This is a genomic window from Finegoldia dalianensis (assembly GCF_046255015.1).
Taxonomy (GTDB): domain Bacteria; phylum Bacillota; class Clostridia; order Tissierellales; family Peptoniphilaceae; genus Finegoldia; species Finegoldia magna.
Genome location: NZ_JBDLBQ010000003.1, coordinates 121,107 through 136,072, shown reverse-complemented (window position 1 = coordinate 136,072; position 14,966 = coordinate 121,107). Strand labels below are relative to the sequence as shown.

The 14,966-nt window shown below is 28.0% G+C and carries 14 protein-coding genes; 1 reads left to right on the top strand and 13 read right to left on the bottom strand.

From position 1 onward, the window contains the following. Nucleotides 1-27: 27 nt before the first annotated feature. The 5 genes from ABDJ34_RS04450 to ftsE form a co-directional block, all read right to left on the bottom strand. The gene (locus tag ABDJ34_RS04450) at nucleotides 28-1,479 is read right to left on the bottom strand and encodes a S41 family peptidase (protein WP_412701515.1); all 1,452 of its coding nucleotides are present in this window, start codon (nucleotides 1,477-1,479) and stop codon (nucleotides 28-30) included. A 23-nt stretch (nucleotides 1,480-1,502) separates the two neighbouring features. After that, the gene (locus ABDJ34_RS04445; protein WP_412701514.1) at nucleotides 1,503-2,957 is read right to left on the bottom strand and encodes a peptidase S41; all 1,455 of its coding nucleotides are present in this window, start codon (nucleotides 2,955-2,957) and stop codon (nucleotides 1,503-1,505) included. Between the two features lie 155 nt (nucleotides 2,958-3,112). Next, entirely contained in the window at nucleotides 3,113-4,336 is a 1,224-nt protein-coding gene (locus tag ABDJ34_RS04440; RefSeq protein WP_412701513.1) for a murein hydrolase activator EnvC family protein, read from the bottom strand. Nucleotides 4,337-4,346: 10 nt separating this feature from the next. Continuing rightward, nucleotides 4,347-5,240 carry a permease-like cell division protein FtsX gene (gene ftsX, locus ABDJ34_RS04435; protein WP_094206029.1) on the bottom strand — a complete coding sequence of 298 codons (894 nt, stop codon included), beginning with the start codon at nucleotides 5,238-5,240 and terminating at the stop codon, nucleotides 4,347-4,349. Then, the gene (ftsE, locus tag ABDJ34_RS04430) at nucleotides 5,227-5,910 is read right to left on the bottom strand and encodes a cell division ATP-binding protein FtsE (protein ID WP_002835102.1); all 684 of its coding nucleotides are present in this window, start codon (nucleotides 5,908-5,910) and stop codon (nucleotides 5,227-5,229) included. The genes ftsX and ftsE overlap by 14 nt, the downstream gene beginning before the upstream one ends. A gap of 99 nt (nucleotides 5,911-6,009) precedes the next feature. On the opposite strand from ftsE, the gene ABDJ34_RS04425 reads away from it, so the two are divergent. Then, nucleotides 6,010-6,543 carry a 5-formyltetrahydrofolate cyclo-ligase gene (locus ABDJ34_RS04425; protein ID WP_412701512.1) on the top strand — a complete coding sequence of 178 codons (534 nt, stop codon included), beginning with the start codon at nucleotides 6,010-6,012 and terminating at the stop codon, nucleotides 6,541-6,543. Between the two features lie 79 nt (nucleotides 6,544-6,622). On the opposite strand, the gene ABDJ34_RS04420 is transcribed toward ABDJ34_RS04425, so the two are convergent. The 8 genes from ABDJ34_RS04420 to ABDJ34_RS04385 form a co-directional block, all read right to left on the bottom strand. Beyond that, nucleotides 6,623-8,113, bottom strand: coding sequence for a S41 family peptidase (locus tag ABDJ34_RS04420; RefSeq protein WP_412701511.1), 1,491 nt, complete (start codon nucleotides 8,111-8,113; stop codon nucleotides 6,623-6,625). Further along, nucleotides 8,103-8,264, bottom strand: a complete 162-nt coding sequence (locus tag ABDJ34_RS04415) for a hypothetical protein (RefSeq protein WP_002837153.1) — start codon at nucleotides 8,262-8,264, stop codon at nucleotides 8,103-8,105. The genes ABDJ34_RS04420 and ABDJ34_RS04415 overlap by 11 nt, the downstream gene beginning before the upstream one ends. Nucleotides 8,265-8,382: 118 nt before the next feature. Beyond that, entirely contained in the window at nucleotides 8,383-9,654 is a 1,272-nt protein-coding gene (locus tag ABDJ34_RS04410) for a radical SAM/SPASM domain-containing protein (protein ID WP_002837240.1), read from the bottom strand. 286 nt (nucleotides 9,655-9,940) lie between these two features. Beyond that, complete coding sequence (locus tag ABDJ34_RS04405; protein WP_154271567.1) at nucleotides 9,941-11,551, bottom strand: ABC transporter transmembrane domain-containing protein; 1,611 nt, start codon at nucleotides 11,549-11,551, stop codon at nucleotides 9,941-9,943. Between the two features lie 16 nt (nucleotides 11,552-11,567). After that, nucleotides 11,568-12,995, bottom strand: coding sequence for a S41 family peptidase (locus ABDJ34_RS04400; RefSeq protein ID WP_154271566.1), 1,428 nt, complete (start codon nucleotides 12,993-12,995; stop codon nucleotides 11,568-11,570). Between the two features lie 22 nt (nucleotides 12,996-13,017). Then, the gene (locus ABDJ34_RS04395; protein WP_412701510.1) at nucleotides 13,018-13,209 is read right to left on the bottom strand and encodes a hypothetical protein; all 192 of its coding nucleotides are present in this window, start codon (nucleotides 13,207-13,209) and stop codon (nucleotides 13,018-13,020) included. A gap of 76 nt (nucleotides 13,210-13,285) precedes the next feature. After that, on the bottom strand, nucleotides 13,286-14,752 hold the full coding sequence (locus ABDJ34_RS04390) for a hypothetical protein (protein ID WP_412701509.1): 1,467 nt from the start codon (nucleotides 14,750-14,752) through the stop codon (nucleotides 13,286-13,288). Beyond that, a complete protein-coding gene (locus ABDJ34_RS04385; RefSeq protein ID WP_154271563.1) occupies nucleotides 14,745-14,960 on the bottom strand; it encodes a hypothetical protein in 216 nt (71 codons plus the stop codon). Before ABDJ34_RS04385 ends, ABDJ34_RS04390 begins: the two co-directional genes overlap by 8 nt. Nucleotides 14,961-14,966: the final 6 nt, after the last annotated feature.

Sequence of the window (14,966 nt, the reverse complement as noted above, 5' to 3'; positions counted from 1 at the left end):
AATAAAAGAAGATATTAATTACATTATTTAATTGTTAATAGCATAATTCATAACCTTGTCATTTCCAATAGCATAATCTTGGATTTGATTTTCGATAAACATATCGGGATACCACGTTAATCCATCTTTTTTATTAAGATTTGAACAGTGCATTATATCATTATAGTTATAGTCAAATCTAAATAAATAACTTGATGCAGATGAAGTAAATAGGTGACTATTTCCAAAATACAACATAGAACCATATGCAGATGTTGTCCAATCAGATGGCCCTCCTGTAAAATTACCCACTATAGTAACATTATTTAACTCCTTCTTAATATCATCAATTAAAAATGTCGCTGCTGAATAAGAATTGTAATCTGTCAAAACTCTGAATTCAAGTTGTGGATTTGATACTTGATATGTTTGTAGTTTTCTAGATAGCTCTCTAAAATGTGTTGTTTCTCCTCCATTATTGTATCTAAGGTCTAATATGATCTTGTTCGTATTATTTTTCTTGATAATACTATCCATATTTTTTTCTAGATTTTTTAAACTAATCTCATCACTTTTATCAGCTGCCTGATTATATTTTACAATAAGGCTTCCTTCTCTTTCGTAACAATAAAATGCTTCGTCATCGGTAAATCTTTCCTTATTATTTTGTACGAATTTTTTACCTATTTTATCATTAATATCATAAACAAATCTCTTTGATTCGCTACCTTCAAGATATTGTTTGAAGATTTTAGTAGGTTCCATTTTTATAGATTCTATATCGATATTTTGAATCTTGCCATCATTTTCAAGCTCTAGTGATAACCTGTTATTCTTACTTATATTTTCTTTATTATATATATCAATATAACTCAAGTAATATGATTCAAGTTTAGCTTTCTTAAAATATTCATTCTCTCCTGAAACATATTTATAAAACTTATCAAGCAAACTTTTTGCAGACTCTCCATTTATGCTAATAATTTTACTATACAGTAAATTCTTGTAATTTTCTGTAGTATTAATTATGTAAATATCGTAATCAATAATTTTCATTCTTATCGGTAAATAAGCACTACCCACATTAATCATACCCAAAGCATGACCATCATTAGTCATAGCGATAATTTTATCCATATCAAACTTCAAATCTGAAACTGTTCTACCTTTTTTGTTTTGTATAATTTTATTTAATTCTTTTTTCATTTCATCTTCTGTTGAATACCCAAGATAAGACTGTGACTGAATAAAATAATGAAGAAAATTAGATAAATCTGTATTATATTCCTTGTCAGTTAAAGTCTTATTAAAATCTATGTTTTGTACAACAGTCGTCTTGAGCTTACTGTAGTCTACATTTTCATCTTGAAACATAGAATTTAGGTCTATTGTTAATACTTCAATATCATCTAATTCACTATCTGCAAAACTGTTTGTATTTGTTAATAACAGACTTATTATCAACAAAGATACCAAAGTTATTGTTTTAATTTTTTTCATAAATCTCCCCACTATATTTAAATTTATTGTTTTCTCAATGCATAATTCATAACCCTGTCATTTCCAATAGCATAATCTTGGATTTGATTTTCGATAAACATATCAGGATACCACGTTAATCCATCTCTTTTATTAAGATTGGAACAGTGTAACGCATCATTGTATGTATAATCGTACCTTGTGACTCCACTAGATTTTTTTACAAATAATTTACTATTTCCTAAATACATAATAGTTGCCGCTTCTGTCGTCCACCCAGAAGGTCCTCCGGTATTTTCCCCAATTATCTGAAGATTATCAAGGTTTCTCTTGACTCCGTCTACGAACAAGGATCCAGCAGAGTAATTTTCTGGTCCAGTTAATAATTTTATTTCCAATTTAGGATTCAATAATTGATATCTTTTCAGTGCCAATTCAAGTTCTTTTGCATGTGCTGGCCAACCACCTGTGTTGTATCTTACATCTACAATTATTTTTTCTATATTATTTTGTGAAACATCTTTATCCATTTTTTCTATCATATTTTCCAAGATGTTATCTTTATCGGTATTATAACAATTGTTGTATTGGATGATTAAGTTATTATCATTTATATAATAATAAAATGGTTTCATTTTCATGTATCTCATCTTGTCATTTTTTGTGAATTTATTTTTTGTGATATCTGTCATATCATATAAGATTTGAGAAAAATCTGTATTTTCATAACTATATTTGTTTATTTTAACATCTGGCAGATCTATCATTTTGATTGTTTTATTAAGCGTTTTGCCATCAGTTTCTATCTGTAATTTTACTTCTCCATTTTTAATTATATTTTCTTTTTCTAGTGCATCTCCATAATATAAATAAAAATTTTTTATTATCGTATTTTTAAAATATTTATTTTCTGATGAAGTGTATTTGTATAATCTTTCTGTTATGTCCTTGGTATCAATATCATCAAATTTTATTATCTTAGAGTATAATAAATCTTCGTATTCAGGTGTTGTATTAATTATGTAATAATCTCCATTAATAATTCTAATCTTAATTGGCATACAACTTTTCCCTATTTCATACATAGCTGATGTATGTCCATCATGAGTGTTTGCAATTAATTTTGCAAAATCCAAGTTTAAATCAGAAACCGTTTTATTATCTGATGTTTTCAATAGCTCTTCAGCAAGTTTTTCTAATTCTTCTCTTGTAGAATTTCCTAAATAAGCTTGCCATTCCAAATAATAATTTATAAAATTTTTCATATCTTTTTCATACTCAGATTTCGTAAGTACTCTGTTTAATTCAATTTTTCCCAATTGTTTAACTCTTAAATCATCGGGATTGTAATTTTCTAATTTCAAATTATCTTCTATTGGAAATGTAAGAATTTCATTATCCAATTCATTCTTTGCAAATCCTCGTGTTTGTGTATTTAATGCAAGAATGCACGTTAGTAAGAATAAAATTATTTTTTGACTTCTCTTTCTTTTTTTCATTTTATTTCCTCTTAAATATTGTCAATCGTTTTCTATAACTCCATATTACAAATAAAACACATAATTGTCAAACATTTGGTTATATATTTTTTTAAATATTTTCAAGTAATTTATTGCATTAAAAAAACTAAGCTATTGCTAACTTAGTTTCATAATTATCTTAAATAGTTAAGAGGATCAGTGTGTTGACCATTGAATCTAACTTCAAAATGAAGATGAGGTCCTGTTGAATATCCAGTTGATCCCATAAATGCAATTAATTGTCCACGTTTTACTCTTTGACCTACGCTACAATTAAATCCACTCAAGTGTCCATAATAAGTCAAAGCTCCATTATCGTGTTGAACTTTTACAAGATTTCCATAGCCGCCGCTCCATCCAACGTGAACTACAACTCCATCTTCTGCAGATACGATTTGTGTTCCCATTGGCGCTGCAATATCAAGTCCTGTGTGGAATCCTGATCCTCTTCCGAATGGATCGCTTCTCCATCCATAAAAAGATGTCATTCTGTGAGATGATGGTACCGGCCATTGTAAGTATGCCCCATCGTTATTTATGACTGGTGCTGAAATGTTTGTGTTGAATGCTTTATTTCTTTGCATCATTTCACGTCTTCTTTTTTCGGCTTGAGCTCTTTGTGCTGCAAGTAATTTTGCTTGTAATATTGCCTTTTTTTCTTGGTCGATTTTGCCGTCAATTTTTTCAAGCTCTTTTATTAATGAAGATATTTCTGATTCAGTCATCGTTACATTTTTAGAAATATCGTCGATTAACTTTTGTTGTTCAGCCAATGTATCATTTAATGCTACGACTTTTAATTCCAAATTCTTTTTTACAATTTCCATTGTTTGCATTTTGGATTTTAGTTCATCTTCTTTGTAATCTAATGAAATTTTTTCGTGTTTTAAATCATTCAATAGATTTTTGTCAAACCTAGCAATGTAATTCATCAAACTCACGTTGTTCAATAAATCATTCAAATTTCCAGATCCGAAAAGCACATCGACCTTTGCGCCGTCTTTTGATATGTACATTCCTTTTAATCTTTTTTGAAATTCTTTTGTTTTTTGGCTGATACTAGATTTGTAATTTTCGATTTCTTTTTTAGTGTCATCTATTGATTTATTAATTTTTGCCAATTCTTGTTGTTGAATAGCAAGTTCTGACTGAGTTTGAGTTAATTTTAAATTGATATTTTTCAACTTTTCCAACTCAGCGTCTTTGTCATCTTTTAATTTATTTAGGTTGGATTTAGATTCGTTTAAATCCGAAGTTTTTGCTTTTTTTTCGTTATTTAATTCGGTTAATTTGTCTGCATACACTGCATTAGTCATAAGCATCATGCACAAGGCTAATGCGACAATTTTTTTCTTCATAATTCCTTCCTTATATTTTGAGATATTTTTTGCTACTTAGTACGGAACCGAATGCCCCAATTCCGATACCTAGACTGATAAAAATCTTCAATAAATCCCACCTAATCATCACTGGTGGAACCAAATAAGTTGATATCAATCCATACACAGTCTTATTATACCTCAAATATCCATATCTGTACAGGTAATAACAAGCCAAAAACGCAACCACAGCGCCGATTATTCCGAAAAATATTCCCTCCACAACAAGCGGTGCAGATATTACCAAATTCGATGCACCAATATTTTTCTTAATGGCAATTTCTTTTCTTCTGGCATACACAGTTAATCTAATCGTATTTGAAATATTTATTATTGAAATCATCACTAATATTGCAACTACGATTGATCCAGCGTATTTTACAATTCTAGATGCATTTGAAATTTTCGCAATTAAATCTTTGTAAAAACTTACCTTTTCAACGCCATCTATTTTTTGAAATTCTCTAACGTATTTTTCAGCGTCGTTTACATCCTTTAGTGTAACTTCAAATGACGCAGGAAAAGCTGATTCCATTCCTTCAATCAAAGTTTTATCATCTAAAGACTTGGAGAAATTCTCCATAGCTTGTTTGTTGGAAACATACTTCAAATCCTTAATTCCATCTTTTTGTTTGATAAACTGTTCAATCTTTTTCGTCTTGTCCTCTTGAATTCCATTTTCCAAGTACACATTTACAAGATTAACTTTTCCTTCTATGTCTTTTACAGCTTGATTCATCGTCAACATAGATATTATTACAGATCCCAAAATCAAAAGCGCCAGAGATATCGTCGTCAAAGATGCAAGTCCCATCGATCTGTTTTTCCAAATACCTACAAATCCTTCCTTCAAAGTGGATATCATAACTCTAATTCTTCTCATACATTCCACCTTCTTCATCTCTAACAATAATTCCTTTGTCCAATTGAATCACTCTTTTTTGTAATTTATTCACAATATCTTTCTCGTGAGTTATCATCAAAACAGTCGTGCCACGTTCATTAATTCTAACCAACGCATTGGCAATGTCCATACTAGTCACTGGATCCAAATTTCCCGTAGGTTCGTCTGCAATAAGTAGTTTAGGTTTATTAACCATTGAACGTGCAATGCACACTCTTTGCATTTCCCCACCGGATAATTCGTGTGGATATGCATTCTTTTTGTCTTTCAAATTTACCAAATCAAGCACAGTATCAATCGTAGATTTTATCTCTGAAGAGCTTTTACCCAAAATTTGCATAACGTATTTTATGTTTTGGTACACAGTTTTATTCTCCAATAATTTAAAATCTTGAAACACCATTCCTATACTTTGTCTTAATTTAGGAACCTTTCGTGCTTTTAATCTGGTTATGTCTTCACCGTAAAGGTAAATCTTACCCCTATCTGGATTTATTTCTTTAAGTATAAGTTTAGTAATAGTTGATTTGCCCGCACCGCTTGGTCCAATCAAAAAAACAAATTCACCTTGTTCAATTTTAAAATTGCAATCGTTTAGTGCGCACACTTTATTTTTATATGTCTTATCGACATGAACGAATTCTAACATTTTTCACCTCGTAAACCTAATTATATCACAGTCTTTTTAAATTTTTAAACAACTGGATATTTAAATCTTTTTAGGGTATATATATTTTAGGTGATGAAAATGAACAAAAAAGAAATTAGAAAACAAATGTTAAAACAAAGAGACTCCATCTCTGATAAGCAAAAAGTCGACGATGAACTCTTAAAGGAATTGGAAAACTTAAAAGAATTCAAAAATTCCAAAAACTTTTTTGTGTATGTGAGCTTTGGATCTGAGTTTAACACACACAAGCTCATAAAAGATTTGTTGGAACAAGGAAAAAAAGTGTACGTTCCATATATAAAATCAAAAGGACACATGATTGCAGTAGAAATCAAAAGCATGGACGATTTGGCTCCTGGAGCTTACGGAATCCTAGAACCTAAAAATCCAGTTGAATCAGACGTTAAATTTGATTTCATGCTAGTACCTGGACTATGTTTCGACAAAAACAAATACAGAATTGGCTACGGTGGAGGATTCTACGACAGATTTATCGACAAAATCGGAGAAGATTCATATAAAGTTTCCATAGTGTACGATTTTCAATTAGTAGATGATTTAAATCCAGAAGAATTCGACAGACCAGTAGACAAATTAATAATCCAAAAATAAATACACACAATCAAAAAAGACCACAAAATTGAATTTCAATTCATGTGGTCTTTGAAGCTTCTCATATTCCTAAAAATATCTAATTAAATATTCTCTTTATTTTATCAAGCAAAGAACTATTGTCCCCATCTAACAAAGCATAATTCATAACCTTGTCATTGCCAACTGCGTAATCTTCGATTTGGTTTTCGATAAACATATCAGGATACCACGTTGATCCATCTCTTCTATTAAGATAGGAAGAATGTAACACATCATTGTATGTATAATCGTATCTTATCATTCTATCGGATGTATATATAAATAGTTCACTCTTTCCAAGAAAGATGATGTTTCCTGCATAATTCGCAAAATTGGAAGCTCCCGCAGTATTTGTTCCAATTAATTTTACATTTTGTAAGTTTCTTTTTACACTATCTATCATTTTTGTAGCTGCTGAAAAAGTTCCCTCACTAGTTAACACTTTAATATTGATTTTTGGATTTAATAATTGATATTGCATTATGGCAAACTCTAATTCTCTTGTATGTAATTCATTACCACCACCATTATATCTGATGTCTAATATGATGTTGTCAATATCTTTTGCTTGTATTTCATTTTGCATTTTAGTTATCATATCTTTTAATACGTTATCTTTATTCATATCATAAGAATAATTATATTTAATTACTAAATTTCTGTTTGATTTATAGAAGTAAAATGGTTTATTTTCTGTGAATTGTTCTTTTCCCCAATTTGTATATGCATCCCATTTTAATTCATTAGTATCGTACATTATTTGATTGTAGCTTTCATCATCGTAATAATTTTTGTATATTCCAATATTATCAGTTTTAATGGTGTCTACAATTTTATCAACGATTTTTCCATTTTGCAAAATTTGTAAATGTACTTTATTCCCTTTTATTATATTTTCTTTTTTAAGTAAATCAGTGTATAACATGTAACCATAATGTAAAAGATTTTTCCTGCCAGTTTCATTTTCTGCAGAAATGTATTTGCTCACTATTTTCAATATTTCAGATGATTTTACACCTTCTATGCTTACTATTTTAGAATACAATAAGTCTTTGCACTTTTCTGTTGTGTTTATTATGTAGAATTCGTCGCCAATTATTTTTATTATGAACGGGAATCGCTCTGTCCCTAAAAAATACATAGGAGTTGTGTGTCCATCATTCATATTAGATATTATTTTAGCAAGTTGCAAATTCAAATCACCAACGGTATTTCCTGTTGGATTTTGTAGTAATTTATCAATATCCGAATCTAGCTGTTCTTTTGTGTATCCTCCAAGATATCCTTGTTCATGGATATAAAAACTTTTGAAATTATTAACATCTTTGATGTAATCTTCTTTTGATAAAACTCTATTTAATTCTATCTCTCCAAGCTTTTTGTGTTTTTCCTTGTTTGTGTCCAAGTTTCCCTTGTGGTATATGCTATTTACAGAGAATGTTAATACTTCTATATTATCAAGTTCATTTTCAGAATATGAAATATTAGAAAAAGCTACTGCTATAACTATAATTATAGCAGCGCTTATTTTTTTGATCTTATTTATCATTTTTAATTTGTATCCCTTTTCTGTATGGATTAACACATGGATATGGTATATCTATACATCTTCCACCTCCGTCCAATACTATACAAGCTGAACTTGAATTTGGTTTTATTTGAATTAAGTTTCTACTGTTTCTTTCTTTAATGATTTTCATAAAATACTCCTTTCAATATGTCTGTTATTATTTTTTCTGTAATATAGAATTCTATATCCTTGTAGCCTAATTACTATATCACACAACCTACATCGGCTAATTCGTTTTCGATATTTTTCTAAATCACCTTCTTTCTATTAATTTCTATATTAATTAAGTTAATTAATAACTTATCTATATAGCCTTTGAAATAAATACAATTTTCTTGTTTATTAATATTTCTCTTATATGGACATCCCCCCATACATAATGGCAAGTACTTGCAGTTTTTACATACTTCATCATATGTTGGATCGAATTTCAAATAATTTAACATGTTTTTGATATCTATTTTTGATATGTTTAATATATTGCCATAAGATCTTTTGATATATCCTATATCTACAAAACACTTGTACAGATACCCTTCACTATCTATAACCACTGAATTAATTGACTGCGCTGAACAATAGTATGGGGTTTCCTTTGGATACATATTGTCTATGTCGCTATTTTTGTAATATTGTATAAACTTTATTTTTTCTTCAAGAAATTCTTCATTTGTTAAGTAAGTGTCTTCATTACAAGTACAATTATAATCTTCAACTTTAGCAAGGTATATGCTTATTTTCTTATCAAAATTTCCTATTTCATCTACAATATCGTAAAAACTATCAATATTATTCTTAGTCATATTAATTCTTATGGAAATATTTGGTAAATTATCAATATTTTCTTTTATATTAGCAATTATTTTTTTATATGTAGGACGATTTGGCTTTAATCTTCTTTGCATATCATGCGTTTTTTCATTTCCATCTAGTGTTATCTGAATGGTATTTATATTACATCTTCTTAGCTTTATCGAATTCTCATCATTTAATAGAAATCCGTTTGTTATCATAGTAGAATAGTATAACACATTATTTTCATGACAAAGTTTCAGAAAAAACTCAGACATTTCTACAATTTTATTTATTTGGAGTAATGGTTCTCCGCCATACCATGTGATATTAAGTTCTGAAATTGTATTTATTTTACTATCAACAAAATCATAAATTGATTTAATTACTTTATCATTTATTATTGCATTTGATCTGATGTCGTTTTCGAAGCAATATGAACAATTAAAGTTACACCCCATAGTAGGCGCGATAATTATAGATAATTTATCAGTATTAAATTTAGAACATAGCATATTATGTCTAATCAATTCTACTTCATCTATCTCATCATTTATAAAAAATCCTTCTTTAATATAATCATCTATATCTTCCAAATCAGAAAACATTCGCCTTTCAATAAGCTTTCTTTCTTTATCGTTTATTTGTGCTATAGCTCCTGTCAACGAATTATATAATATATTATCTTCTCCATCTTTAAAAATAAAATTGTATTTTGATTCCTTCATCTCTTCTCCTTGTGTTTTGTAATTAATTGTTTTTATTTGTCATAAGATCATATCTTATTCTTTTAGGTTTGATGCAATCTTCTCTAAGATTCAGTGTTTTCTAGGGATAACCTATAGGCATCTATCATCGTAGCGATAGTTTTCATTAACATGCTAACTCAACAATTTATCGTTAATAGAAAAACAATACAATGCTATTTATTTTTTTACTATTTTCTTGATTATATATCCAGTTTACTTTGATGTGAATATATCGCATTTTTAATTTATCTGTTATTATTATAATTTACTTTGACAATCTCACAACCTCATCACTAACATCGATTAATCTGATATCATGTGAAATCATTATAATTATCTTATCATTTTTTATTTGTTGAAGATAATTTAATAAGTTATTTGTACTTTCTTTGTCAAGCATTGCAGAAGGTTCATCTAAAATAATCACATCATAATCTTTTGATAAAGCTATAAGCAAAGATAACTTGTATTTTTCTCCTCCTGAAAAATCTTTTGTTTTTTGCAACTTTGGTTTATTATTTTCTATGCTAATAAGCTTATTTAATTCCAATACATTAATCAAATCATTTGATATATTAAATGAATTAAATTTTTCTATATCTTCCAAGAAGTTAATTATTTCAGCATATTGTGTAGTTATGGATATGTTCTTAGTTCTAAGATTGTTGATATCCAAATTCTTCAAATTCACATCATTGTAATATACATTTCCTTGGTACTCATCACCAAATAATCCTAGAATTAGATTGATGAGTGTACTTTTCCCTGCTCCATTATTTCCAACTATCGTGTAGATATTTGACTTTTCAAATTTATAGCTAAAATCATCAACTATTTTTTCATTTTCCACATAAGAAAAACTAATATCTTTTAAAGTTATAGAATCTATATGGTTTAATTGTACTTTACCAAATCTATCCACTTTCATATTTAATACTTCATCTATTCTTTTATCAACAGTTTTAGCTTTTTGATATGATTCACCAAGATTAAATGCAAAACTTACAGAATCTAATATATTATTGAACAATAGCAAAACTATTGTGAACTGTCCTATAGTCATTTGCCCTTTTATTACTTTTATTCCACCTATTACAAATATAAATGTCCTAGTAAGTATGGATATTATACTATCCATTGATGAGTAAATGTATGTTATTACTTGGTTATCCAAAATTTTTCCAAATAAATTTGAAAATATATTTGAATATGATTTTTTCAAAACTTCTGTTAATCCATATAATTTTACTGTTTTCACATCTTCTACTTGCTTATAACTGTTAGAAAAGAATTTTGATCTGGTTTCTATAACTTTATAATTGCTCTCATAAACTTTGTTTTTCATTAACTTGTATGTGATTAAATATAGAAAACTTGCTAAAATTAAAATATAAGCAATCAATTTACTAAAAGCAAATACAAGTATGAACGATAATACTACCGACAAAATCTGAGTTAATATGTTTCTTACACTTGTCAATGAAAATATAATTATTTCATTAGTGTCACTATTCATTCTATCTATCAAATAACTTGCATCAAATTTTGATATAAGTAAGTAATTTATATTATGAACTTTTTCAATCATCATTTTAGTCATTTTAAAGGCTGAATTAACTTGGATTTTTAAATAAAGCCTCTCAGTTATGAATCCAAATACTATACTTACAATTCCAAGAACAGCTACCCAAAAACAATAAATGTATATGTTTTCTTTAGTCGCTGTTTTATTAGATAATATATCAATAAAATTACCTGTAATATATGGAGTGAGAATACCTACTAATGTAGAACAACAGGATATAAAATAATAAAGAAACAAATGAACTTTATTTGGTTTACAATAATTATATGTTTTTCTTAGTATTTTTATCATATTTTCTCCTAATTGTCTAATTAAATATTCCCTTTATTTTATCAAACAAGGAATTATTGCCTTCATCTCTCAATGCATAATTCATCGCTGGATCATTCCCTATCATGTAATCTGCAAAAGATTGCTCTGCGTGGAAGTCTGGTGTCATTGTATTCTTGTCAAAATCAAAGTTCATATAATTAAATAAATACGAATCGACATTTTCATAGTGTTCTCTAAAAACCTTCATACAGTAAGATATTTGAAAATAAGTATCTTTAGTATAAAACATATTAACATTTCCAGCATATGTTAATACTGGAAATCCACTATCTGTACCAATTACTTCAACGTTATGAAAATTCTTTACAAATAGCAAAGCGCAGTCTCCTGCAGCAGAGTAAGTTCCATCGCTTACTAGAACTTTTATTTTAGTTTTAGGATTTGCCCCCTGATATGCCATCATCTTACTAAAAATATTGAAGATATATGAGGAATCTCCTCCGGAGTTATATCTTAAATCTATGATTATATTTGAAAATATATTACTATCTAATTTGTCACAGACATCCTTGGTGAATTTTTCAATATTATAGTTTTCGTTTTCTGTGCAGGAATTATACCTAATAATCAAATTGTCACCTTCTGTTTCAATATAGTATAATTTGCTTACATCAACAGGATATGATAATGGTTTTATTGAAGCATTATTCTTGTTACTAATTCTTTTTCTTTCATATTGTAACATATCTGTTTTTCTCCCATTTATCTTTAATTTACTTACTATTAAATCATCTAACTTAACAAATGGTATATCTACTTTTATAATTTTATCTCCTGTTTTTAATTCATAAATATTTTGTTTTTCTGTTACAACATTTTCTCTTTTCAAGATATCGTAAGAATTTAAGTAAGAATTTTGTCTACGAAGTTTGAAGCTTTTATTTTCACCATTAGCATAAGGTTCTAGTTTATTAACAATATCTTTTGTTTTAATATTGTTTATACTTATGACTTCTGAACCTAATAAGTTATTAAACTGTTCATTAGTACCTACTATGTAGTATTTCCCATTGAATTCATCTATAAAAACTGCAGATTTTTTCACATCTATTGGAAGGACAGAAACATGACCTTGTCTATAGTTTGAGATTATTCTCATTAACTCTATATTTAAATCCAAGACAGTTTTATTTTTAGTGTCTGTTAATAATTCATTGTATGAATTTGTAATTTCATCTATATTTGCTTTATCATAAAAAGCATGATTATCTTCCATAAAATCTCTTATATCCATTACCTGTTTTTTGTATTTATAAGAACTTATTGGTTCAGTGCCGTCAATTTTATGCGAATCATATTTCTCAACATTGCTTGTGTTGATATAATCAATGAAGTCTTGATTACTAATTGTTATAATTTCATCCTGTCTAACAAAACTAGTAGTGGTTATAAAAAAAATCATAACCACAACTAACTTTATTATTTTACTTAATATCTGACTTTGTAACATGTCCATTACTTTTAATATTAATGTACCATTTACAAAAATCTGTGATGCATACTAAAGCTCCAAAACAGGTGCAATATTTATTCCAACAAGAAGCTTCGTTTATGCTACAAACTCCACTTCCACTTGTTCCTGCTCCGTGATTCCTTCCGTCCATTAATACTTTCATATTTTCCTCCTTGAATTTTATGCCATTTCAGCAGATTTATTTTTAGAGAATATTATTCTCAAACTACCTGTTTTAATTAATCAATAATAGACTTCATTTTATTAAATAACGAATTGTCTCCTTCATCTCTCAATGCATAATTCATAGCCGGATCATTTCCTATCATGTAATCCGCAAATGATTGCTCTGCGTGGAAATCTGGTGTAAGCATATCACCTTCATAATCATAGTTTTTGTAATTATGATTAAATACATCTTCCCTTTCATAATTTTGAAATAGTAAAACTCTTGCATACTGGCAATACACTTTTAAATTTTTAATATATAATAAACTATCAACTCCTGTTGTAGTTTTAATTGTAAATCCCGAATCACTACCTATTATTTCAACATTGTCCAGCTTTCTCATTGTTTCTATTGTTGCAAATCCAGCTGCAGAATAAGATTTATTACTTATCAATACTTTTACCTGTGTATTTGGATTTTTTATTTGATATAACCCAATTTCTTTTAATATGCTAAGATAATTTTTAAGAAAGCCTCCAGTATTAAATCTCAAATCAATGACTATTTTAGAAGGTTTGTTTTTATATAATTTTTCATTTATTTCTTTAGTAAAATTATATGTTATATATTCTGGATTCTCGTAACATGAATTGTAATAAATTACTAAGTCTTTATTCTTCGCTTCAGAGTAAAAATTTCTTTCAGTATAATTTGTTTTATTTAATGGCTTGATACTAGCGAAGTTTGAAACTTTAGTTATGTTTAATATTTCATTCACATTAAAAAAGTAAAAATCTGTATAACTAGAATTTATTTTTCCAAATTCCCAGTTTTGATGTTTAATTGGTATTAAATTTTTATAGAATATTTTTCCGTTTTTTTCAAGTTTAAGGGTTATTTCATTGCCATCCACTATATTTTCGCGCTTTAAGTTATCAACTATTTTAATGTTTTCAGTTGCAAATACTCTTGAAATATTCTTGTTTTCACCTAGAAAATATTTTGATACTTTATCTTCTACTTCTTCAATTGGAGTATTATTTATTGCTAAAAGTTTGCTTCCTAACATATCATTGTCTTCTTCGGCACATTTTTTTATGTAGTAGCCATCGTTGAACATAATTAAATCAATTGGCAATTGTTCAGTAAAAAATCCTGAACGAAATCCAAGATGTCCTTGTTTTAAACTCGAAGCCAGTACATTTAAATCTAGTACGGTATCTACAATTGTATGTTCTTTTTTATCTTTAATAAATTTGTCACATTCTTTTGAAAATTCTTCTCTGGATGTATTATTAAAAATTACATGATTTTCTTTCAAAAAATTTTCTACGTCTTTTATTGTAGTTTCATACTCTTCTTGTGATATTTTAGTATTTAAATTAACATGAATTTTATCTTTTAAGTTAACATTTTCTAAAAGATCTTCTTTTATATAATCAGGTGTGTCTTCTATGTTATTTGAATATGTAAATCCAGTAGTAGTTATGATAATTATCATAACTACTACTAAATTTTTAATAAATCTTTTAAACATTTAAACTGTTTTTCGGATTATATCCAGATACCTTAACTGTCCAGCAAAATGATATCGGTATATAAATATTTCCGCAACCATTTGAACCACAAGGACTGTTACCAACACAACCACCTTTGTTTATATTACATCCTCCGCCAGCTGTTGCACAAGGACTACTACTGTTTGTTCCTGCTCCGTGATTTCTTCCATCCATTAATACTTTCATATTTTC